Below are 22,376 nucleotides of genomic sequence, written 5' to 3'. Positions count from 1 at the left end.
GCTCCTCGACTGCCGTCGTGCGCCGCCTTCCGCGGGCCGGCTCCGCTGACTTGCTGTGCACCGGCGAGAGTGCGCGGTGCGCGTAACCGGGCGGCTGCGCCGAGGATCCAGCGCAGCCTCCCGTACGGCATGGCGATCCGCGGTAGTCCGGGGACGATGGCGTCGTGGGTACGGCCGCCGGGCCAGGCGGTCACCCTGCTCTCGATGCCGGCGGTTGTCTGGTCGCGGAGGTGCTGTCAGCGGTCGAGGAAGGTGTTGACCTCGGTGCCGAACTGGACGGCGTACTGGTAGAGGAAGCCGTGGCCGGCGTCCGGGTAGATGTGCAGCTGGGCGTCGGGGAGGTACTTGGCCAGCAGGCGGGAGTTCTTGGCGGGCATGAGGATGTCGCTCTCGCCGTCGGCGACCAGGACGGGCTGGAAGAGGGCGTTCAGGCGGACGAACTTGGACTTGTCGGGGATGCCCCACTCGGACCACGCGGTGAGCTGGCGGTCGCGGGTGGCGAGGCTGGAGGGGGCGTCGTGGTCGGTGGTGCGCTGCCCGAGGCGCTGCAGGAACTCGCCTCCCGCGGCCTGGCTGGAGGCGGTGTTCTTGAAGAACAGGAAGAGGTAGTCCTCGGGGCCGGGATTGTCCTTCAGGGTCCGCTGCAGGATGTTGGGGTCGGATGCGCGCTGGTCCACTCCGCCCTGGGGGCCGGTGGCGGCCAGGACGACGCGGCGGACCTGCCAGGGGCGGCGCAGGGCGACCTCCTGGGCGACCTCGCCGCCCAGGGAGAAGCCGAGCACGTCGTAGCGGGGGAGCTTGAGGGCGTCGATGAAGTCGATGGCGTCCAGGGCCATCTGCTGGACTGTGCTGGCGGTGGTGCCGGTGGATCCGCCGACACCGACGTTGTCCACGAGGATGACCTCGCGCTTGGCGGCGATGGTGTCGATGAGCTTGGGGTCCCAGCTGTCGAGTGTGCCGCGGAAGTGCTGCAGGAAGACCAGGGGGACACTGCCGGCGCTGGGGTGGCCGAAGCGGCGGTACTGGTAGGTGACGCCGTTGGCGGCCTTGACACGCAGGTTGGGGGCGGTGCTCGCGCTCTCCGCGTTCTGCGTCTGGGCGACCGAGTGCCGCGTGCCACTGGGGCTGCCGCTCACGGCATTGGCCATGCTCGGTGCGGTGGCGGTGAGGGCCGCGACGACGGACACGCCGGCCAGCGCCATCGCGGTCCGCCGGGAGATGCGGGTACGTCGATTGATTGAAGACATGCCAATTCCTTGAGTCGGGCCGGAGGTTTCCCCGGCGCGTTGAACCTGCCGTGCGCTCCGCGTACGGATGTTCTGCGGGGTGCGCGGGAGTGGGGTCATTGCCGACCCGGCGACTTCGTCGAGCCGGGCCGGCCGCCGTGTGGATCTGGAGGCCCCGATGGGTCCGGTGACCTCCCGATCGGATCCGGACCGGAGGTCATGCCCTGCGGGGGAGCTGGGAGCGACGACGCCGGTGAGCCGGGGGCGGCGAAGGAACTCCCGCATGATCGACATGTCCAGAACCTAGGTACCGGTTGTGTCGTCGGAAACCATCCCGAGCGCCCGACGGGGTCATCCGCCAGGACGAACCAGTCCGCTCTCGTAGGCCACGACGACGGCCTCTATCCGGTCGCGGACGCGGAGTTTGGCGAGGATGCGGGCCACGTGGGTCTTGACCGTGGTCTCGCCGAGGAACAGCTTCCCGGCGATCTCCGCGTTGTTCAGCCCGCGGGCGACCAGGCCCAGCACCTCACGCTCCCGGTCGGAGAGCACGTCGAGGCGTTGGTCGGCGAGGGGAGCGACGGCGCCCGTGACGTACCGGTCGATCAGCCGCCGCGTCACCGAGGGTGCGATCACCACGTCGCCGCGCAGCACGCCGCGGACGGCGAAGAGCAGCTCGGCGGTTGGTGTGTCCTTGACGAGGAAGCCGCTCGCCCCCGCACGCAGCGCCGCGTATGCGTACTCGTCCCGGTCACAGGCGGTGAGGACAAGCACTCGCGTGTCGGGCAGGGCGGCGCGCAATTGCGCGGTGGCCGAGATGCCGTCCAGGCGCGGCAACCGCACATCCATGAGGACGAGGTCCGGGCGCAGCGTGAGTGCCTGCGCCACGGCCGTCTCGCCATCCCCGGCTTCGCCGACGACCGCGAGATCCGACTGGCCGTCCACCACCATGCGCAATCCGGCCCGCATCAACTCCTGGGCGTCACAGACCAATACGCCGGCTTCCGTCATGGCGCCCCGCCTCCAGGCCGGTCCCCCCACTCCCGCACGCCACGGCTTGGCGGCTCAGCGGTGAGCGCCCGGCGAACTCCCCGGTCGGCTCCGGTGACGATGACGGTACTGGCGTGCATGCCCATGAAATCCTCCCGGTCAATGGGGTGAACAGGGTTAACGAGAAAGGCGCGTTGGTCTCACCGAACGGCCTGCCGATGTTCCCTGCCGACGGGCAGGCCCGCCGCGGGCGCCGTAGGTCAGGTGTTCCCGTCAGCGACCTGGGGACCTGATGGGCTCGGCCTCGCACGCGCGTCACCCGCCGGACGGCGTTCTTCGAACACGGCCAGGGCGACGACGATCGCGGCGGCGATGACGGCCGACAGGTACGCCGGGGCGGTCATCGTGACGGCGAAGGCGATGACCAGAGCGGACAGCGCGAGCAGCCGTGACCAGAGCAGGTCGTCGAACAGGGTTGCCCCGTGCCAGGTCTGCGCGCCGATGTAGAGGACCGGCCCGCCGAACAGCAGCAGGTTCGAGGTGATGCCGGCGTGCTCCGTCGGATGTGCGATGACGCGTTCATCGGCCACGGCAACGGCGATCAACCCGGCGACAGAGGCCATGAGGCTGATGACGCCGCTGCGTCCGGCCCGCATCGGGTCCTCGGTCCTCTGGTAGTGGCTCACGACGCGCTCGGAGTGGCTGAAGAACAGCCAGAACAGCGCGACCGTGCCGGTGAGCGCGACACTGCTGGTCAGCAGGGTCATCGGCTGGTACGGCGCGGTGGTGAGTGCGGTGCCGGTGGTCATGACCGTCTCGCCGAACGCGATGATCACGAACAGGCGTCCGCGCTCCAGCAGGTGGCCTCCGGCGAAGGTGACCTCACGGGAGTCCAGTCTGCGGCCGGGCAGGGGATGCGCCGCCCACGTGCCCACCAGCTCGACCAGGATCGCCGCCGCCCACCATGCCAGCCGCGCGCCGCCGTCGACCGCGGCCCCGGCCACCCACAAGGGGGCGGGGGCGACGAACCAGACCAGGACGCGGCGGAAATGCTCCTGGTTGACAGGATCGAGGCCGACGGTGAGCAGCCATACCGTCCGGCCGATGTGAATCAGCAGGAAGGTGGTGACGAAGACCCACCCGGCGTCGCCGAAGGCGCGCGGGATCGCGGCGTTCATGAACAGCCCGACGAACATGACCGCCAGCAGCATCCGCCGGGTCCGTGGGTCCTCGGCCGGGACGAGGGTGACCGCCCAGGTGGTGTAGGCCCACGCCGCGTAGACGGCGAGGTAGAGCACGAGTGTCTGGGCGGCGCCGGTCCACGTCGGGTGGGCCAGCAGCTGATGCGACAGCTGACCGATGGCGAAGACGTAGACCAGGTCGAAGAACAACTCCAGAGGGGTGACCTCCCGGCGAGCCGGAACGCTGGTCAACTCCACGACGAATCTCCTGGTTGGACGGTTTCACGGCGTTGGTCAGTCGGCGAGGAAGGCCGTCACCTGGACGGCGAAGTCCTTGGCGTGCTGGAAGAGGAAGGCGTGGCCGGCGTCGCCGTAGGCGACGAGGGTGGCGTCGATGGCGTGCTGGACGGCGGTGTACGAGGCCAGGGCGGGGATCATCGCGTCCCGCATGCCGGTCGCGTACAGGACGGGCTGCTTGATGCTCGCCAGGTCCGCTCGCACCTGCTCGAAGGGGATCGACGCGTCCTTCGCGATCGCGGCGATCTGGCCCATGGCCGCCGCCTCGGACACGTCGGGGAGCCCGGTGGCCAGCCGTGTGGCCACCCTGGCGAGATGCTCGTACCCGGCGGCGCGCCCGGTGTCCGTCTCGGGGAAGAACAGGAACACCAGGTCGTCCCCGGTGATCTCGGGCTTGGTCATCGTGGCCCGCACCTTCGGATCCGGGTGGGGAGCGCCGGGCACCGTGCCGCCGGGGTTGGCGGCCGCCACGACCAGCCTGCGGACCAGGCCGGGGCGGGTGCGGGTGATGTGCTGGGCGACGGTGCCGCCCAGCGTCCAGCCGAGCAGGTCGACCTGCGTGAGGCCGAGGGCCTGGACGAACTCGACGGTGCCGTCGGCCAGTCCCTCGACCGAGTCGCGCGGGGTACCGGTGGTGTAGCCGGTGCCGACGTTGTCGAACACGATCACGTCGTGGGCCGCGGCGAGGTGGTCCAGGAACCGGGGGTCCCACCAGTCGAGGGTTCCCCGGACCCGGTTCAGCAGGACCAGCGGGATACCGCCCCGCGGGCCGAGGCGCCGGTAGGTGAACTTCGCGGACGGACCTTCCACGGTGAGGTCCTCGGCCGCGTCTGCCAGATAGGTGCTCATGGCGGGCTTCGCTTTCCTGTCGCTGTGTCTCTTGCGCGTCTTCCGGGAGTGGTCAGGCGGGCAGCTGGTTGAGCTTGCGCAGCTGCTGGTCGAACACGCGGGTGGGGACGATGCGGCGCATGGTGCGGACGCGCCCGGTCATGGCACCGGCGGTGTAGCGCACCTTGGGCTTGGCGTCGGTCGCCGCCGCGACGATCTCCTTGGCGACGACGGCCGGGTCGTCGCCGTCCTTGACCGCGCCGGCCATGTACTCCTCGAAGACGTGCCGCTGCCTGGCGTAGACGTCCAGGGGCCGGTCGGGCCGCACGCTGGCCGCGTCGAACGCGGTGTTCGTCCAGGCGGGTTCGACGAGCAGGGACCGTACGCCGTACTCGCGGACCTCGTGGTCGACGGACTCCGAGTAGCCCTCGACGGCGTGCTTGGAGGCGGCGTAGACCGCCATGTAGGGCTGCGGCATGAAGCCGACGATGGAGGAGATGTTGATGATCCGTCCGCTGCGCTGAGCGCGCATGTGCGGCAGGACGGCGTTCGTCATACGGATGACGCCGAAGACGTTGATGTCGAAGAGGCACTGGGCCTGCGCGGCGGAACTCTCTTCGGCGGCGCCCGCCGAGCCGATCCCCGCGTTGTTGACCAGGACGTCGATCCGCCCGAACCGGTCGATCACCTTTCCGACCGCGTCGGTCACGGACGCGTCACTGGTCACGTCGAGGTCGAGGAAGGTCACGCCCTTCACGGGGGTGACATGCGCGGTGTTGCGGCTGGTGCCGACCACGTCGTAGCCCGCTGCGACCAGCGCGAGCGCGGCCGCCTTTCCGATGCCGGAGGACGCACCCGTCACGAGGGCTACCGGCCGTGTTGTCGTCGCCATTTCGAACTCCTGACTAATGGGATCGCGTGTGCGATGCCGTGGAGGGGTCGCTTCCGGCGATCCCCAATCGGTTTCAGCAATGTATCAGTTTCTGCGGCAGTGGCAACACTAGAGAATCAGTTATCTATCTATCGGTAGCTCCGACGTATCTCCTATGGAGGGTCAAGAGATGGACCGACGCCGCGGGGCAGGGTCTCGCCGACGCGTTGACGACTCGAATGAAGCAGACCGCCGGAGAGTGGGGTCGACGACACGGCTGAGCTGCGATGACTGTGGGGCCGGGCGGACATCCAGGCCATCGACGTGGCGGCCGGGACGACGCGACGAACCTGCCGGGTGCCTGTCTACGCCGCCGAGCAGCGGGTCGCTTCCGTGGCCTCCTGGGCCCCGAACGCTCGGCAGGGTCCAGTCGCAGTGGTCGCAGTCGGCCAGCCGGTTGACGGCTTGGAGGAGGTACCGGAAAACCAGGGTTTGGCGGGATCGGGCGGGATGCGGCGCGCTACGCGAGCCGCCGACCAGGGCCGCCCGGGTCGCAGGCGAAGATGTGGAGGGAGAACTCCGCTGGTTTCGGAAGGGGGCTCGGAAGACCGGCGGAGCGGCGGTCATGTGTGCGGCGCCCGATCCCGGCCGGCACCTGGGTACCGGCCGCTTGGAGTGCTGGGGAGGCGGGCATGTCGTTTCCCGTGGATCCCGAGGAGCGGATGACTCCTTGGCGACGGTCTGGCGTACGCAGTCGTCACAGGGGAGACCTCGGATCCGGCGGGGCAAGCCTGCTGATCGGGCGAAACCGCGCTTGGCGTCGACGAGCGTCACGCGGCAGAGAGGCCGTCAGCGGTCGAGGAAGCCGTTGACCTGCTTGCCGAACTTGCTGGGACCTGTCGAAGATGCCCCACTCGGGCATCGCGGTGAGCGGTGCGTCGCGGGTCGTGAGGATCGCGGGGGCGTCGGGGCCGGTGGTGTGCCGGCCGAGGCGCTACGGGAACTCCGTTCACGCGGCCCGGCTGGACGCGGTGTCCTTGAAGAACGTCTATCGGTGTCATTGCAGTATCAATTACATTCAGAACAGTAACTCCAAAGTTTCAATTAATGAGGTACCCGTAGCGTTCACGTATCCTCTACAAGGGAGCAGGTAGCGAACGACCAGACAGGAGACAGACATGGGCCGAGCACTGCGGGCAGATGCCGAGCGCAGTGTGCGCGCGATTCTGGAGGCGGCCGAGCGGGTCCTCGCCCAGGATGCCGGCGCTTCCATGGAACAGATCGCCGAGGCGGCGGGGCTGACAAGGATCACCGTGCACCGCCGGTTCGCGAACCGGCAGGCGCTGTTGGAGGCGCTCGCAGTCTCCGCGAAGCAGCAACTCATCGACGCCATCGAGGAAGCCCGGCCCGACTCCGCTCCCGCACTCGTGGCGCTGTACCGGGTGACCGCGAACGTGATGCGGGTCAAGAACACTTGGCGGTACACCCTCAGTCACGCCACGGCCCACACCGCAGCCGCAGCCGCACTCTGGCAGGAGATCGACGCCCACACCGTCCAACTCCTGGACCGGGCGCAGCGCGAGGGCCTCCTGGCCCCGGACGCGGACCTGGAGTGGACGCGGCAGGTGTACTACGCCCTCCTCAGCGAAGCCCTCAACAGGCCCGGCGCAGATAAGGATCCAGCCGCGCAGGACCCGGATGCACAGGCCACACTCGTCATCGACACGCTCCTGCACGGCGCAGGACCACGCGGCTGAGCCACAACTGCTCGGCAGGGCGCCGGATCCACCGATCGGCTGCCGCCGCCGAAGCCTGTCAGCGACACTCATGCCTGGTGGCACAGCTCGACCTGGACAGTCACGCGGACGCAGTATGGGAGCACCTCGGTCCTGCTTCCCATGCCGAGGGTCTGGGCCCTGACATACAGGAGGGCCACCTGCGGCCACGGCCACTAGGGGGCCGCCCCGAGGGGAGGCGGAGCTTCAGTGCGCTGGAAGTGGAATCCGCTGCGGGCGAGTTCGAGGTGCACTCCCGAGCTGGGGCGATCGTCTCGGAAGCCGGTTGGGCTTGTCCTTCCAGGACGCGTTCTGGACGCTGGTTGGACACAAGGATCGGAAAAGACTGACAAAGGCCGGGAAGGACTGAGGCGCCAAGCCGCGTCTGAGCTGGGAAAACGGCCAGGATGAGCATTGATCGGCAAGGACCGCCAAGATCCTCAAAGGACTCATAATCCGTCGGCCGTGGGTTCGAGTCCCACCCGCCCCACCTGTGCAGGCTTCTGACCTGCTGAAACGTTCGTTTTTGGGTGTTGGGGCGTCAACTCTGCCTGAACGGACGGAATCCGCTGCTCGTAGGTTTGAGGTCCGGCAGCGTTCCGGGGAGATCCAACCCCTCTGACCTGCGGCGGAGTAGTTGTCTAAGGTTGCCGCCTCTCGGTCCGGGCGACTGCGCTGCGGGTCGTCCCCAAGACCCAGGGGCCATACAGGGGCCGGGAGGGCGCGGCCGGGGTCAGGCCGAGAGTGTTTCCGGGCCGATTTCGTGGTCCCGTTTGCTGGTTCGGCGGCATGGAGCTGCCGTCCACCGTGCGGACGGTCGAGTGCCGGGCCGGCACTGGAGGCGGCGTGGATGCCGGTGCGTCTGGCAGACAGGCCCGAGGTCAGGGAAACGGCCCGAAGAGGAAACGGTCCCATGGACGGCGCACCGCGTTCATCAAAACTGAGCCATGTGCGGTCAGCGCACCATCTGGCGCCGGTGAGGAAGATCGCGGCCGAGCTGGAGCGCAGCCCCTCGACGCCGTCGCCGCCGAACTCAACGGCCGACCACGCAAGACGCTCGGCTGGGAAACCCCAGCCGAGCGCCTGCATACACTCCTCACGGCCGCCTCACACTGACCACGTGTTGTGCCGGCCTCGACGGCGCCGCCAGCCGTGTCTCGAACCTGCTCGTCCTTGCCTGTGGTGCGGTCGCACTCCGAGGGCGTGGTGCCTTGGCGGCCGTGGCGAGAAGGCATACCGCTTCCCGCGCCCGATCCGTGGCCGTGCTGTGCCCGGGCGGCACCCTCGTCTCGATCCTTCCGGTACCCGTCGACGCCGGCGAACTGGCGGCGATCGCCGAGCGGGGGATCCGCTACGAGTCGCTGCTGGTCGAGGCCGACCACGCCGGCATGCAGGCCATCGCCGCCCTCGTCGAGACCGGCGCACTGCGCGCCCACATCGACGCCACCTTCCCGCTTGCCGAGGCCGCGAAGGCGTACACGCTCGGCGAGACCGGCCGCACCACCGGCAAGATCGTGCTGACTGTCCGAGACAGCAAGGCACAACTTGCCAAGCAACTGCTGCATGACGTGTTCGTCCTCGGCGACACGGCCATCGTCGATCGGGTCGTGCGGCCCGATTCCTACATCCAGCACAACCCCCTGGCGCCCGACGGGGCCGACGCCCTCAAGAACTTCAGCGGCGCCATGCGACAGCAGTTCCCGCAGGCCGCCTTCGAGCCCCGCCGGATCATCACCGACGGCAATCTGGTGCTGCTGCACTCCCGCTACGTCATGGTGCCGGGCACCCCGGGTCTGGCCGTGTTCGACCTGTTCCGCTTCCAGGACGGCAAGATCGCCGAGCACTGGGACGTCATTCAGGAAGTGCCCGCCACCACGGCCAGCGGCAACGACATGTTCGCCACGCTCAGCGAGCCGCGGACCGACGCGGTCGGGCAGCGCTGGTTCACCGCCTACCACAAGGAACTGGTCACCGCGTTCGTCGACCAGCTGCTGGTCCGCAAGGACCTGACCGCCATCGACGCCTACGTCGGCGCCGACTACCACGAACACGGCCCGAACATCTCCGACGGCGCGGCCGGCCTCAAGGCCGACCTGGGCAGCTACTTCGACAAGTTCCCGCAGTCGAGTGTCACACCGAAACGCGTCATCGCCGAAGGCGACCTGGTCGCCGTGCACAGCCACCGTGCACAGCCACTACGTCGACACGCCGGGCGAGCGTGGCCGGTCGGTCATCGACCTCTTCCGGGTCCGCGATGCCAGGATCGTCGAGCACTGGAGCTCCGAACAGGCCGTGCCCGAGACCGCCGCCAACGACAACACGATGTTCTGACAGCCGCCGGGGGCGGGGCGAATCGTGTCCAGCCCCCACAAGAGCGACCGGCATTGGGCCATCAGCGCGGCGATCCCCGAACCGTCGATCCCGTCGCTCTTGAACCGACGCCCAGCCGTCTCGATGATCCGCCGCCGCGTCTCCTGCTTGCGCTCTCGCCCGTATCGGGCCCCGCGCCCTCCGTCACTCGTCCAGCCGGCCGCTGGCCGCCACCCCGGGCCCCACTCAAGTGGTTCTTCGGGGGTGGGGGACACGCCCAGGACGTGCCGTTCGCCTTTCGCGCGCGGCTGGTTACTCGTCGAGGAACTGAAGCGCGTGCTTCATGAACCGCTCGGGGTACTGGAACTGCGCTCCATGCCCGGCATCGGGGTAGATCAGCAGTTGAGCGTTGGGGATGTTCTGGGCGAGGTGCCAGGAGTTGATCGAGGCGATCATCACGTCGTTCTCGCCGTTGAGGACCAGCGTCGGCTGGGTGATCGCATTCAGGTGGGTGTAGGGATTCTCGCCCGGCAGCGGTTCCGCATAGGCGATCACCGCTTCGACCTGCGCCTGCGCGACTGCGGGCGAGGCCGGCGTGTCCTGGTCGGCCCGCTGGTGACGCCGCTCCCAGAAGGCCCGGCCGGCTTCGATCGCGGCTTCCGAGCGGCCGAAGAACAGGAAGAGGAAGTTCTCCAGGACGTGGACCGGATTCAGCGCGTGGTCAGGCACCTGGGGGTCACTCGTCGGGTCCCCGCCTCGGAGGCCGGTGCCGAGCAGGAGGAGCTTGCGCACCAGCTGAGGGTGGCGCAGCGCGACCTCCTGTACCTGGAAACCGCCGATCGAGAAGCCGAGCAGATCGACCTGCTCCAGCCCCAGCGCCCGGATGACCGCGGCGATGTCGTCGGCCATGTCCTCGATCCGGTTACGCGGCGTGCCGGATGACGAGGCGATGCCGCGCCCGTTGAACAGGATGACCTCGCGGCCTTCGGCCAGGCCGTCGGTGAGCAGGGGGTCCCAGTGGTCCATCCCTCCGCGGAAGTGCTGGACCAGGAAGATCGGGACGCCGGAGGGCTTGCCCCAGCGTCGGTAGGCGAATCGGTCGCCGTCGACCTCGATGTACTGAGTCGGTGCAGTCAGGTGTGTGTCACTCATGGCCTGGCCCTTTCTGTGGCGGGTGAGCAATACGATTACGGTCATAATCTAAAAAGTCAACCACTTTGATGTCGATCGACATCTATGTATGGTGGACTGCCGCGCGTCGACCGGAGAAGGGGGTGGCTGGACATGCGGGTCACCAAGGCACAGGCAGAGCGCAACCGTGCGCACATCGTCGGGACAGCCGCCAGGCTGTTCCGCGAGCGCGGCTACGACGGTGTCGGCGTGGCAGAACTGATGGCAGCCGCCGGGTTCACCCATGGCGGGTTCTACAAGCACTTCCGCTCCAAGGCCGACCTCATGACCGAAGCGTCCGCAACCGGGCTCTCACAGACCGCGGCACGGACGGAAGGTCTGAATCCCGCCGAGTTCGTCAAGAACTACGTCTCCCGGGAGCATCGCGACAGGCGCGATGACGGCTGCACCATCGCGGCCCTCAGCGGCGACGCCGCACGTCAGCCGGCGAACCTCAGAACAGAGTTCGCCGCCGGGATCGAGAACCTGCTGACGGCCCTTCAGTCCCAAAGCGCTACGCCGGGGGATGCGGACCAGTGCGCGGCCCGCACCACGGTGATCGACATGCTCGCCCATTCGATCGGCGCGATCGTGTTGTCGCGGGCATGCCCAGATGATTCTCCGCTGGCGGACGAAATCCTCGATGCCTGCCGCCAGGGGATTCTCGCCTCGCTGGCGCACGGCAGCAGCGATCAGCCGGCGGCACGGCGTCCGGAAGCCTGACCGCAGTCGACCGACACAGGGCCGACCGCCCGAGGGTCAGACGTCCGCCCGATCCCGTCAGCTCGCTCTGGGAGAAGGCGACTGAGCTGGATAGGGTGACGAGGAAGCGTTTGGCCTGCGGAAATGGCCGCAGAGGCTCCGCCCGGAGTAGAGGGTCGGGGCCTCTGCGCGTTGGAAGGGAGATCCGCTGTGCGAAGGTTCTATCCCCTTGGTTGAACTGTGCGGACATGGCTGCTTCCGTGACGACCGTCGAACGCATCGACCTCCAGGGGCCGTTGAGGGGCCACAAGGACAGGAACGGACCGACAAGCACTGCAAAGGGCTGACACGGATCAGCACGTCTGACCTGTAAGAACGGTGTGAATCGGCATTGATCGGCAAGGACCGCCAAGATCCTCAAAGGACTCATAATCCGTCGGCCGTGGGTTCGAGTCCCACCCGCCCCACCTGTGCAGGCCTCTGAACTGCGGAAACGTTCATTTTGTCCTGTCGGATCGTCAACTTTGCCTGGACGGACTGAATCCGCTGCTCGTGGGTTTAGGGTCCGGAGACGGCCTGGGGAGCTGCAAACCGTCTGACCTGCAGCTGAGTGGATGATCGAGGTCCTGGCTCGCGGTCCGGGCGACTGACTTGAGGGCCAATGCCAGGACCCAGGGGCCGTACAGGGGGCCGGGAGGGCGTAGCCGTGTCCAGGCCGACGGTGTCTCGGGGGCGATCCGTTGTCCCATTGATGGTGGCGCTGCTGGGGCAGCCATCCACAGCGCGGCCAATGGAGCGCCCGGAAGAGTGGGGCGAGCTGCAGCATTGTGAGTTCGTCCTGTCCTGGACGAGGCTGAGCGCAGGCAGCTGGCGCAGTGGGCGCGGCGGGCCAAGACCGCCCATTTCCTCGCGCTGCGAGTCCGGGGCGGCAGAGTGTCAGGTCTGGCGGGTGCGGGTGCGGGTGCGGGTGCGGGTGCGGGTGCGGGTGCGGGTGCGGGTGCGGGCGCGGTGCGCCGGCAGACGCACCCGCACCACGTCTATACCCCTGGGTGCAGTCCCAACCAGCCGGGTGTTGGGTCGCCCTTGACCTCGCCGAAGTAGAGGGCGAAGGTCTGCTTCCAGCGTTCGACCGCGGCACGGTCGGCCATGAAGCGGGGGAAACCGTCCACGTGGGCGTTCGGGTACTCCCAGATCGGCTTCAGTCCCGCCGGGGGAGTGACGTCGGTGCGGACGGACCAGCCGTTGAACGACCCGTTCTGCATCTCGGCCGACAGTTGCCAGTTGAGGAAGAGCTTGGCGGCCGTGGAGTTCTTGGCCTGCTTGAGGATCGCGGCGCGCTGGCCCCAGGCCATGAACGGGTGCCCGGCGCCGATGGCGAAGGTCACGGGAGAAGTGCTGACCGCAGATCCGGCAGTGCCGACACCGATCGCCTTCTGCCCGCCGAAGACGGCGTCGCCCGGGGAGTTGCTGCCCCGCCCGAACCGCACGTCCTGCTCGGCGAACTTGGCGACCCAGTCCCAGCCGTACTTCTGGGCGTACAGCGAGAAGAGGTAGAGGACCGCGTCGTCGTCGTGCGGGTAGGCGGAGGCGATCTTCCCCTTCCACTTCGGGTCGACCAGGTCGCGCGGGGTGAGCGGCGTCGTCCCGCCGACTGTCGCCGTGTCGTACATGAAGCTGAAGGCGAGCGCCGAGGTGGCCACCCATGCGCCCTGCGGGTCCTTGAACTTGTCGTAGACCTTGGAGAACCCGGCGGGCTTGTAGTGCAGGAGGCGGCCCTGCTGCTTCCAGCGGTCGAAGTCCTGGAGGGTCTGGAACTGGACGAGGTCCGGGACGAGGGTGTCGGTGGCGAACTGGTTGTCGACGCGGACGTCGTGGTACTTGCTGTAGTCGACGATCAGCGTGAGGTCTATCTCCGGGAAGCGGTCCTTGAAGGCCGCCTTGGTGGCGTCCTGCTGGGTGGGGGTGTCGCCGCCGGCGTAGACGACGAGCTTGCCGCCCTCTGCGAGCGCGGCCTGGTAGAGCTCGTCGAGCGTTCGCGTCTCCTCGCGCTTGCCCGCACCGCGGTAGCCCGCCGGGGCGGCCGCGGCTGGAGTCGCGGTGGCGCCGAGGGCTCCGACGCCGAGGGCGGCACCGGTGGCCAGGACATGTCGTCTGCTGAAGGTGGTCACGCTGAAGAGGCCTCTCTCATGGGGGGTGGAGTGGTGAAGCCCCGGCGCCTGGGCACGGCCATGGTCGTCGGGCGCCCTTCATCCTTGCCTCACCCCACCCGGATGGGCAACGTTTTCCAAAGGCCGAATTCAACCTTCAATCGAACGATTGAACGCCAGCTGCACAACTCGGAGCTGACGCCCTACTCCGTCAGCCGCGCAGTGGACCGGCGCGGTACGAGCGTGGGGGAGAGGGTGACCTGGGCCGATCGGCGGCCACGGTCGGCGATCCGCTCCAGGAGGAGGCGTACGGCGTTCTGGCCCATCTCGCGACCGCCCTGGTCGACGCTGGTGAGGGAGATCGGGCCGAACGCGGCGAACGTGGTGTTGTCGTAGCCGGCCACCGAGAGATCGCCGGGCACGGACAGCCCGGCCTCGGCGACCGCTTCGAGCACGCCCATGGCGACGATGTCCGCTCCGGCGAAGACGGCCGTGGGCCGGACGGGCCGGGCCAGCAGCTCCTTCGTGCCCCGGTAACCGCCGTCCTGGGTGTAGCTGGTGGAGACGACGTCGGTCCACTCCTCCAGGCCGTGCTGCCGCATGGCCTGGCGATAACCGTCGGCGCGGCGGGCGTTGGGCATCTCCGTGAGGCGCGTCGGATCGGTCTCGTGATGCTCGATGTGGGCGATCCGGCGATGCCCGAGGCCGGCCAGGTGGCCGACGACCAGCGCGGCGCCCTCGACGTCGTCGTCGGCCACCGTGTCGTACGCAGGAGAGGAGCCGTGGCGGCCGATGACGACGGTCGGCACCGCGCTGCCGACGCGCTCCATATGGGCGCGTGAAGAGATCGGTGCAACCAGGATGATGCCGTCCATGCCGCGGTCGATCATTGCCTCGGTGACGCGGGCCTCCTCCTTCTCCCCGTTGCAGCCCGGGCCGAGGAGCACCTGGTACTCGGTGTCCGCAAGCGAGGTGGTGATGCCGTCGAGGATCTCGGGGAAGAAGGGGTTGCGGATGTCGGGCAGCATGACACCGATGGTGTACGTCTGTCCGCGCAGGCCCCTGGCGCCGGCGTTCGGCCGGTAGCCCAGTTCGTCGATCGCGCGGCGCACCTTGGCGCGCATCTCGGGGCTGGCACCGTACGCGTTGCGCAGCACCTTGGAAACGGCGGTCGTGGACACCTCTGCGTGACGGGCGACGTCGACGATGGTGACGCGTCGAGGCCGGGCCTGCGGCTCCATCCGGTTCCTGTCCCTTCGGGAAACGTTGTCGGCGAGTGTAGGACGGAATGCGTGATTCGGTGGAGCCGCCGCAGACCCTGAGTCGCGTCACCGTCGTAACAATTGCGCAGCTTGCGCGGCATCTTGACGTCACGCAGGACGCTCTCTAGGGTCTGGCAACACCTATGGGAAACGTTACCCATCGGACTCCGGGCCATCCGGCCCCGCATCCGACCACCGGACCATCCGACACCTGGACCGCATCACCCACCACGACAACCGGTCGGCGCCCCCACACACAGTCCGCAGTGCTGGAGCCCCGATTCAACACTCTGTTTGAAACGTTTCATAAGAGGAGGTGCGTCGATGACCCTCGCCCCGCACGAGCAGCTGCCGGACCATGACCGGCCTCCCGATGCGAAGCGGGCGCCGAAGGTCCGGCGGGCGCGCACCACCCCGCCCTGGTGGTTCGCGCTGCCCGCGCTGCTGCTGTTCGCCTTCGTGGTCCTGGTGCCGAGTGTCCGCGGTGTCTACTACGCCTTCACCGACTGGGACGGTCTCGACCCCGACTTCTCGTTCATCGGCCTGGACAACTTCTCCGACATACTCGACGACCCCGACGCAATGCAGGCCATCTGGCACACCCTGCTGATCGCCGTGTCGATCACGGTCGTCCAGAACGCCGTGGGTCTGCTGCTGGCCCTCGGCGTCAACTCGGCGATCAAGTCCCGCAACGCGCTCCGGGTGTTCCTGTTCGCCCCGGCCGTGATCACCCCGATCGTCACCGCCTACCTCTGGCGCAACCTGCTCGGCCCGGACGGCGCGGTCAACAGCCTGCTCGGCGCCGCGGGGCTGGACGGCTGGCAGCAGGACTGGCTGGGCAGTCCGCAGGTCGCTCTGTGGTCGGTGATCGGAGTGATCGTCTGGCAGTACGCCGGCTACTCGATGGTCATCTTCCTGGCCGGACTCCAGTCCGTGCCCAAGGAGATCCACGAGGCGGCCGCCATCGACGGGGCGGGCCCCGTGCGCCGCTTCTGGTCGGTCACGCGCCCGCTGCTGGCCCCGGCCCTCACCGTCAACCTGATGCTGTCGATCATCGGCGGCATCAAACTCTTCGACCAGGTCTACGCGTTGACCGGCGGCGGCCCCGGCCACGCCACCGACACCCTCTCCACCCTGATCTACAAGGACGCCTTCACGCTCGGCGAGTTCGGCTACAGCATCGCGCTCGCGGTCGTCCTCACGATCATCGTGGCAGTCGTCTCGACCGGTCAGTACCTGGTGCTGTCCCGCAACGAGAGGGCCGTCTCATGATCCGCTACCGCCGCCGCACCCTCGCGCTGGAACTGGCGATGATCGCCGCGGCCCTGGTCGTGGGCTTCCCGGTGTACGTCCTGGTCAACCTGGCCGTACGCCCGGCGTCGGACACCTCCTCACCGATCAGCCCGACCACCTCACCCACCCTCGCCAACTTCACCCAGGCCTGGCAGCAGGGCGCGCTGGGCGGGGCGTTGGTCAACAGCGTGCTGGTGACGGTGTGCAGTGTCGTCATCGTGCTGGCCGTCTCGTCGCTCGCGGCGTACCCCCTGGCCCGGGTGGCGGCCCGCTGGTCCCGGGGAACGTATCTGACCTTCCTCCTGGGCCTGGTCCTGCCGTTCCAACTGGCGGCCCTGCCGCTCTACCAGACCATGCGGGACATGGGGCTCCTCGGCACCCCCTGGGCGTTGGTCCTCTTCTACTCCGGTCTGCAGGTGCCCTTCACCGTCTTCCTGTACGTCGGCTTTCTGCGCGCCTTGCCCCGGGACTTCGAGGACGCGGCACTGATCGACGGCTGCACCTCGCTGCAGGGCTTCCGGTACGTCGTCCTGCCGATGCTCAAACCGATCACGGTGACCGCTCTGGTGCTCAACACGGTCGCCATCTGGAACGACTTCTTCACCCCGTTGCTGTACCTCAGCGGCAGCGCCCAGCAGACCATGCCGGTCGCGATCGCCGGCTTCGTCGGCCAGTACGTCACCGACTGGAACCTCATCTTCGCCGCACTGGTGATCAGCATCCTGCCCGTCCTGCTCGTCTACTTCCTGCTCCAGCGCAGCATCATCAACGGCTTCGCGGGAGGGCTGCGCGGATGACACACGCCGCCCACCCGTCCCTCATGTCCGGTGGCTCTTCCCCGAGGGGGACTTCATGAAGACACGCACACTCCCGGCCCTGATCGCCGCGGTGACGTCCGTGGCGGTGTTGGCCGCCTGCAGCGGCGGTACCAGGGCAGGAGACTCCGGCGGCGGATCGAAGACCCTGACGCTCGCCTCGGTCGACCAGGGCTCCGTCGAGGACGTCGTCAAGGCGTTCGAGAAGGCCAACCCCGGCGTCAAGGTCCGCTACACCACCAGCGGCGCCGACCAGTACCAGCAGCAGATCCGCACCCAGCTGTCCTCGGGCACCGCCCCCGACGTGATGTCGGTCTGGCCCGGCAACGGCAACCCGGGCGCCACGGTCGTCCTGGCCAAGCCCGGCTATCTGCGCGACCTTTCGGACCAGTCCTGGGCCGCCAAGATGCCGGACGCCATCAAGAGTGTCGCGCAGTACGAGGGCAAGACGTACAACGCGATCTTCGGCCAGAACGGCATCGGCGCCGTCTACAACGAGCAGGCCATGCAGAAGGCCGGGCTCACCGCGCCGGACACCTGGACCGACCTGCTGGCCTTCTGCAAGGCCGCGAAGGCCAAGGGAACCCCTGCCTTCGCCCTCGGCAACCAGGACAACTGGGTGACCCAACTCGTCCTGTACGCACTGGTCGCCACCACCGTCTACGGCCCGGACCGCGACTTCGACCAGAAGATGCAGGCGGGCCAGACCACCTTCGCCAAGTCGCAGTGGGCCACCGCCCTGGACAAGTACCTCACGATGGAGAAGACCGGCTGCTTCCAGAAGAACCCGCTGGGCACCAACTACGAAGCCGGCCAAGCCCTCGCAGCCACCGGCAAGACCCTCGGCATCATCCAGGGCAACTGGGTGATCGCCCTCCTGAAGGGCAAGAACCCGCAGGGCACGTTCACGCTCAAGGCGCTCCCCGCCACCGATGACCCGTCCCAGACCCTCATCCCGGCGGCTGCGGGCGCCGGCTACGGCGTCAACGCCAAGGCGAAGAACAAGGAACTCGCCCTGAAGTTCGTGAACTTCGTGATGTCGCACGACGGCATGAAGCTGTTCGTCAAGAAGCAGGGCGGTCTGCCCTCCCTGCCGGACACGGGGTACGTGGCGGATCCGTCCCTGGCCGAACTGTCCAAGTTCATCACGTCGGACCGCACCGTGCCGTTCATGGACCAGCTGTGGCCCAACGCCAAGGTCCAGCAGACCATGCTCAGCGGCCTTCAGGAGATCTTCAGCGGCCAGTCCACGCCCGAAAAGCTCCTCGCCGAGATGGACACCGACTACAAGTCCGGCTCCTGACCACCCCCCCAACACCCGAAGGGATGACGGTGTGAGCAATGCACCCCACCATGCGGACGGCACGGACCGTGACCTCGGCAAGAGCGATGCCCCCGGCGGAGGCGACGCGGGAATCCGCCGTAGAACCATGCTCGTGGCGACGGCCGGCGCGGTGCCGGTAGTGGCCGGCGCCGTGGGCGGCTCGGCCACCGCGCAGGCGGCACCGTCCCGCCGTCCGGAGGCCGCGGTGACCGGACTGACCGTGGAACACCGCACCGACCCCCTGGGCGTGGACGCCGAGCGGCCGCGCTTCGGCTGGCGCATGCGGTCCGCGTCGCGCGGGCGGAGCCAGGGGGCCTACCAGATCCTGGTGGCGAGCTCACGGGACAGGCTGACGGCCAGTCGCGCGGACGTCTGGGACAGCGGCCGCGTACGCTCCGCCGATTCTGTGGCTGTCCGCTACGCGGGCAGGGCGCTGAACACCTCGACCCGCTACCACTGGACCGTCACCGTCTGGGACGCCGAAGGCCGTCCGGTCGGTACGGCGCCCCCCGCCTTCTTCGAGACCGGCCTCATGAGCACCGACGGCGTCGGCGGATGGGAGGGCTCGCAGTGGATCGGGATGAAGGGGAAGGTCCCCAACTCGGCCGGGGCGCCGATGCTTCGGAGGCAAGTGGTTCTGAAGAAGGGGATCCGCGAGGCGCGGCTGTACGTCTCGGCCCTCGGCGTGTACGAGGCCTATGTCAACGGACGCCACGTGACCGTCCCGCAGGACGACGGCACCGCGATCGAACTGCTCCCCCCGGGCTCGACGAACTACGACGCGCGCGTCAACTACATGACGTATGACGTCACGGACCTCGTGACGCGAGAGCGCGCGGACGTCACCCTCGGGTTCGTCCTGGGTAACGGCTGGTACAACGGCCGTATATCCGACGGCAGTACGTACTACTCGGCGGACGGCAACGCCTTGGCCGTCAAGGCCAAGCTACTGATCCGGTACGCCGACGGGACGTCGCAGACGGTCGTCACCGGGCCGGACGGCGGCTGGAAGGCCACCGACACCGGCCCCTACCGCGCCGACGACATCTACGACGGCCAGACCTACGACGCCCGGATGGAGCTGCCGGGCTGGACAGCGCACGGGTTCGACGACTCGGCCTGGTCGGACGTGGAGCGAGTCGCCTTCGAGGACAAGTTCCCGGACGTGCAGCTCCTCGTCCACCCGGGCGAGACCGCGCGCTTCATGGACCGTTGGGATCGGCGACCGCGGTCGATCACCGTCGCCACGGGGGTGACCGGGCAGGACGGCAGCCCCAACGGCAGGGGCCGCATCGTCGTGGACCCCGCCCGGACGGTGACCGACCCCGTGAAGGCGGCCTCCGCCTCGGCCATGATCGGCAGTGGCGAGACGGCCGTCTTCGACCTCGGTCAGAACATGGTCGGTGTGGCCCGCTACAGCCTGCGCGGCCCCGCCGGAGCGAAGGTCGAGTTCAGGTTCGGCGAGATGCTCAATGACGACAGCGCCGGCGCGGACGGCCCCGAGGGCTCCCTCTACCGGGCCAATCTCCGAAGCGCCAAGGCCACTAGCACCTACATCCTCAAGGGCGACCGGCACGGCGAGACCCACCAGGACTGCCTGACCTTCTATGGCTTCCGTTATGTGTCCGTCACCACGACGGACACCGTCACGATCGCCGGCCTGACCGGAAAGGTCGCCACCTCCGCGATCCGCGAGATCGGTACCTTCACCACCAACGATCCCGACACCAACCAGCTTGCGAGCAACATCCGTTGGGGTCAGCGCGGCAACTACCTCTGGGTGCCCACCGACTGCCCGCAGCGCGACGAACGCCTCGGCTGGACCGGCGACACCCAGGTCTTCTCCACGACGGGTCTGTACAACGTGGACGCCGGGGTCTTCCTCAGTCACTTCCAGGGCACGGTCGTCGACTCCCAGGCCATCTACGGTACGGACAAAGCCCAGTTCACCGGGGTCGCCCCCACCGGACGTTTCAACTTCCCCGGCGGCGGCAGCGGTTGGGCGGACGCCGGTGTCATCGTGCCCTGGACCGTGTGGCAGATGACCGGGGACGCGACCATCGTCAAGGACAACTGGCCGGCGATGACCCGCTATCTGGACTGGATCCAGGAGCAGACCGGCGACACCTACGCCGGACAGGGATCCCTCACCGGCGACTGGCTGGGGCCCCAGAAGACCAGCGCCCAGCTGATGAGCGACGTCTACTACGGCTACAGCACCCGGCTGATGGCACAGATGGCCCGCGCGATCGGCAGGACGTCGGAGGGAGAGGTGTACGACCGGCTCTTCGGACGCATCAGGCAGGCGTTCATCACCAAGTACCTGAGCACCGAGGGCGGCGCGGTCACGGTCAAGTCCAGCCTCGGCGACGCCTCCCCGATCGAACCGGGCTCCGACCCCGACCAGAAGACGGAGGACAACAGCCAGACGGCGCTGCTCTGGGTCCTCAAGCTCGGTTTCTACGAGACGGAGGCCCAACGCCGCACACTCGTCGGGCATCTCGCCGACAACATCGGCAACGACGAAGCCTACAAGGCGGCGCACCCGAACAGCAGCCGGGTCGGGTACGCCGAGAACACGCTGTCCGTCGGATTCCTCGGCGTCAACGTCCTCGCCCCCATCCTCACCGACGAGGGGCGCGCGGACCTGGCGTACAAGCTGCTCCACCAGGACGCCTTGCCGTCCTGGCTGTTCTCCGTGAAGAACGGCGCCACCACCGTCTGGGAGCGATGGAACTCCTACTCCAAGGAGGACGGGTTCGGGCCGGTAAGCATGAACTCCTTCAACCACTACGCCTACGGCGCGATCATGGAGTGGATGTACGCCTACATGGCCGGCATCGCCCGCGACCCGGACAGCCCCGGCTTCAAGCACTTCGTCCTGCAACCCCACATCGATCCCACCGCCAGGATCACGCAGGTGTCGGGCTCGCACGAGTCGCCGTACGGCGAGATCAGGAGCGAGTGGAAGATGGAGGACGGAGGCGGGAGCCTTGCGTACGACGCGCTCGTGCCCGCCAACAGCGAGGCGACGCTGCGCCTTTCAGCCATCTCCGCCGATGCCGTCCGCGAAGGACGGACTCCGCTGGCCCGAGTGGACGGGGTGCGTCTCCTCGGCCACAAGGACGGTGTGGCCTCGTACAGGTTGCCCTCGGGCCGATATCACCTGACCGCCCGGCTCCGCTGACCTGCCGCCAGACGCCTGTCAGGCAGGTGCCGACATCACGAAGCGGCCGTGTTCGCGGCGCCGAGGGGGCATCGCGGACGCGGTCATCGACAGCACCCGGCGAGCGAGGGCGCGACCGGTGCACGCCGGGCGCTGCCCCGCTGAACTCGTCGCAGACCAGGCGCTGGAGTGCTGGACGAGATTTTCCGAACGGGCTTAACGACGCGCTGGTCTGCGATCAGGCGGCTCACCTGCGAAAACGCTGTGCGGCTCCACCTCGGGCGAGGAGGGCGGTGGCCAGCTCCCCCGGTAAGGGACTCCGCTGTGCGAGGGTTCTGTCCCCTTGGCTGAACCGGGCGGGCACGGCGGCTGCTGTGGCAGCCGCCCAACTCATCGGCTCCCAGGGGCCATTGAGGGGCCACAAGGACAGGAACAGATCGACAAGCACCACACAGGGCTGACATTGATCGGCACGTCTGACCTGGGAAAATGACAAAGATGAGCGTTGATCGGCAAGGGCCGCCAAGCCCCCCAAGGGACTCATAATCCGTCGGCCGTGGGTTCGAGTCCCACCCGCCCCACTCTTCGCTGTGCGAGGAGAAACCTTCTGATCAGGCTGAATCCGCTGTTCGTAAGTTCGACTCCGTTGTCATCAGCGTTAGTTGAGGTCCCTCTGACCTGCGCAGACGTATCGGCCCATGGCTGGAGGATGGCGTCGTGGGTGGGCTGTGCGAGCGTCTGGATGTCGGATTCTGGACGCTGGCCGGACGCGAGGACAGCCCGCGCGGGGCCGACGCGACGTCCGTGCCGTCCCCAGATGTGGATGCCGGAGCTATCGCCGTGTGCCCCGAGCCGGTCCGTCGCCCTCGGTCGACCCGTTGTCGTTCGTGGAGCGATTCTGGCGTGCGGGGGGGGGGGGGGGGGGGGGGGGGGGGGGGGGGGGGGGAAAGGAGAGGGGGGGCGGGGGGGGGGGGGGGGGGGGGCTGGTACAGGCGGTGGGTAGGTGGTTCTGGTGGTTC

The 22,376-nt window shown here is 68.2% G+C and carries 15 protein-coding genes and 2 pseudogenes; 9 read left to right on the top strand and 8 right to left on the bottom strand.

Annotated features, from left to right (window positions below):
* Nucleotides 1–236: 236 nt before the first annotated feature.
* From ACZ48Z_RS09375 to ACZ48Z_RS09355, 5 genes are all read right to left on the bottom strand, one after another.
* Entirely contained in the window at nt 237–1,247 is a 1,011-nt protein-coding gene (locus tag ACZ48Z_RS09375; RefSeq protein ID WP_468735189.1) for an alpha/beta fold hydrolase, read from the bottom strand.
* Between the two features lie 330 nt (nt 1,248–1,577).
* On the bottom strand, nt 1,578–2,237 hold the full coding sequence (locus ACZ48Z_RS09370) for a response regulator (RefSeq protein WP_468735188.1): 660 nt from the start codon (nt 2,235–2,237) through the stop codon (nt 1,578–1,580).
* A 239-nt stretch (nt 2,238–2,476) separates the two neighbouring features.
* The gene (locus tag ACZ48Z_RS09365) at nt 2,477–3,655 is read right to left on the bottom strand and encodes a low temperature requirement protein A (RefSeq protein WP_468735187.1); all 1,179 of its coding nucleotides are present in this window, start codon (nt 3,653–3,655) and stop codon (nt 2,477–2,479) included.
* 36 nt (nt 3,656–3,691) lie between these two features.
* A complete protein-coding gene (locus ACZ48Z_RS09360; protein ID WP_468735186.1) occupies nt 3,692–4,543 on the bottom strand; it encodes an alpha/beta fold hydrolase in 852 nt (283 codons plus the stop codon).
* Between the two features lie 52 nt (nt 4,544–4,595).
* Nucleotides 4,596–5,414, bottom strand: a complete 819-nt coding sequence (locus tag ACZ48Z_RS09355) for an oxidoreductase (protein WP_468735185.1) — start codon at nt 5,412–5,414, stop codon at nt 4,596–4,598.
* Nucleotides 5,415–6,571: 1,157 nt separating this feature from the next.
* On the opposite strand from ACZ48Z_RS09355, the gene ACZ48Z_RS09350 reads away from it, so the two are divergent.
* From ACZ48Z_RS09350 to ACZ48Z_RS09335, 4 genes and pseudogenes are all read left to right on the top strand, one after another.
* Nucleotides 6,572–7,150, top strand: a complete 579-nt coding sequence (locus tag ACZ48Z_RS09350) for a TetR/AcrR family transcriptional regulator (RefSeq protein WP_466235003.1) — start codon at nt 6,572–6,574, stop codon at nt 7,148–7,150.
* A 981-nt stretch (nt 7,151–8,131) separates the two neighbouring features.
* A pseudogene (locus ACZ48Z_RS09345) lies at nt 8,132–8,284 on the top strand (IS30 family transposase); the annotation flags it as partial.
* A 125-nt stretch (nt 8,285–8,409) separates the two neighbouring features.
* Nucleotides 8,410–8,694, top strand: a pseudogene (locus tag ACZ48Z_RS09340) (zinc-binding dehydrogenase); the annotation flags it as partial.
* On the top strand, nt 8,683–9,825 hold the full coding sequence (locus tag ACZ48Z_RS09335; protein WP_468735245.1) for a nuclear transport factor 2 family protein: 1,143 nt from the start codon (nt 8,683–8,685) through the stop codon (nt 9,823–9,825). The pseudogene ACZ48Z_RS09340 and the gene ACZ48Z_RS09335, both read left to right, overlap by 12 nt.
* Here the strand turns inward: ACZ48Z_RS09335 and ACZ48Z_RS09330 are convergent.
* Nucleotides 9,791–10,630 (bottom strand): alpha/beta fold hydrolase, encoded by an 840-nt coding sequence (locus tag ACZ48Z_RS09330; RefSeq protein WP_468735184.1) that lies wholly within the window; start codon nt 10,628–10,630, stop codon nt 9,791–9,793. The genes ACZ48Z_RS09335 and ACZ48Z_RS09330 overlap by 35 nt on opposite strands.
* Before the next feature lie 132 nt (nt 10,631–10,762).
* Here ACZ48Z_RS09330 and ACZ48Z_RS09325 point away from each other — a divergent pair, with 132 nt between their 5' ends.
* A complete protein-coding gene (locus tag ACZ48Z_RS09325; protein ID WP_468735183.1) occupies nt 10,763–11,371 on the top strand; it encodes a TetR/AcrR family transcriptional regulator in 609 nt (202 codons plus the stop codon).
* Nucleotides 11,372–12,387: 1,016 nt separating this feature from the next.
* Here ACZ48Z_RS09325 and ACZ48Z_RS09320 read toward each other — a convergent pair.
* Complete coding sequence (locus ACZ48Z_RS09320; RefSeq protein WP_468735182.1) at nt 12,388–13,518, bottom strand: ABC transporter substrate-binding protein; 1,131 nt, start codon at nt 13,516–13,518, stop codon at nt 12,388–12,390.
* Nucleotides 13,519–13,700: 182 nt separating this feature from the next.
* Nucleotides 13,701–14,738 carry a LacI family DNA-binding transcriptional regulator gene (locus ACZ48Z_RS09315; protein WP_468735181.1) on the bottom strand — a complete coding sequence of 346 codons (1,038 nt, stop codon included), beginning with the start codon at nt 14,736–14,738 and terminating at the stop codon, nt 13,701–13,703.
* A gap of 345 nt (nt 14,739–15,083) precedes the next feature.
* On the opposite strand from ACZ48Z_RS09315, the gene ACZ48Z_RS09310 reads away from it, so the two are divergent.
* The 4 genes from ACZ48Z_RS09310 to ACZ48Z_RS09295 all read left to right on the top strand — a co-directional run bounded on the left by ACZ48Z_RS09310 (nt 15,084) and on the right by ACZ48Z_RS09295 (nt 21,378).
* On the top strand, nt 15,084–16,031 hold the full coding sequence (locus ACZ48Z_RS09310; RefSeq protein ID WP_468735180.1) for a carbohydrate ABC transporter permease: 948 nt from the start codon (nt 15,084–15,086) through the stop codon (nt 16,029–16,031).
* Complete coding sequence (locus tag ACZ48Z_RS09305; RefSeq protein WP_319332608.1) at nt 16,028–16,849, top strand: carbohydrate ABC transporter permease; 822 nt, start codon at nt 16,028–16,030, stop codon at nt 16,847–16,849. Before ACZ48Z_RS09310 ends, ACZ48Z_RS09305 begins: the two co-directional genes overlap by 4 nt.
* 55 nt (nt 16,850–16,904) lie before the next feature.
* Nucleotides 16,905–18,170, top strand: a complete 1,266-nt coding sequence (locus ACZ48Z_RS09300; RefSeq protein WP_468735179.1) for an ABC transporter substrate-binding protein — start codon at nt 16,905–16,907, stop codon at nt 18,168–18,170.
* A 127-nt stretch (nt 18,171–18,297) separates the two neighbouring features.
* Nucleotides 18,298–21,378, top strand: coding sequence for a family 78 glycoside hydrolase catalytic domain (locus ACZ48Z_RS09295; protein WP_468735244.1), 3,081 nt, complete (start codon nt 18,298–18,300; stop codon nt 21,376–21,378).
* Nucleotides 21,379–22,376: the final 998 nt, after the last annotated feature.

The sequence above is a fragment of the Streptomyces sp. NPDC031225 genome (assembly GCF_055570355.1).
Note: the sequence above shows the minus strand (reverse complement) of the source record. Positions and strands in the feature narration are given on the sequence as shown.

Coding starts and splice junctions, on each gene's coding strand:
- ACZ48Z_RS09305 (WP_319332608.1), top strand. CDS start 16,028: ATGATCCGCTACCGCCGCCGCACCCTCGCGCTGGAACTGGCGATGATC.
- ACZ48Z_RS09295 (WP_468735244.1), top strand. CDS start 18,298: ATGCTCGTGGCGACGGCCGGCGCGGTGCCGGTAGTGGCCGGCGCCGTG.
- ACZ48Z_RS09300 (WP_468735179.1), top strand. CDS start 16,905: ATGAAGACACGCACACTCCCGGCCCTGATCGCCGCGGTGACGTCCGTG.
- ACZ48Z_RS09370 (WP_468735188.1), bottom strand. CDS start 2,237: ATGACGGAAGCCGGCGTATTGGTCTGTGACGCCCAGGAGTTGATGCGG.
- ACZ48Z_RS09355 (WP_468735185.1), bottom strand. CDS start 5,414: ATGGCGACGACAACACGGCCGGTAGCCCTCGTGACGGGTGCGTCCTCC.
- ACZ48Z_RS09315 (WP_468735181.1), bottom strand. CDS start 14,738: ATGGAGCCGCAGGCCCGGCCTCGACGCGTCACCATCGTCGACGTCGCC.
- ACZ48Z_RS09360 (WP_468735186.1), bottom strand. CDS start 4,543: ATGAGCACCTATCTGGCAGACGCGGCCGAGGACCTCACCGTGGAAGGT.
- ACZ48Z_RS09350 (WP_466235003.1), top strand. CDS start 6,572: ATGGGCCGAGCACTGCGGGCAGATGCCGAGCGCAGTGTGCGCGCGATT.
- ACZ48Z_RS09375 (WP_468735189.1), bottom strand. CDS start 1,247: ATGTCTTCAATCAATCGACGTACCCGCATCTCCCGGCGGACCGCGATG.
- ACZ48Z_RS09325 (WP_468735183.1), top strand. CDS start 10,763: ATGCGGGTCACCAAGGCACAGGCAGAGCGCAACCGTGCGCACATCGTC.
- ACZ48Z_RS09330 (WP_468735184.1), bottom strand. CDS start 10,630: ATGAGTGACACACACCTGACTGCACCGACTCAGTACATCGAGGTCGAC.
- ACZ48Z_RS09310 (WP_468735180.1), top strand. CDS start 15,084: ATGACCCTCGCCCCGCACGAGCAGCTGCCGGACCATGACCGGCCTCCC.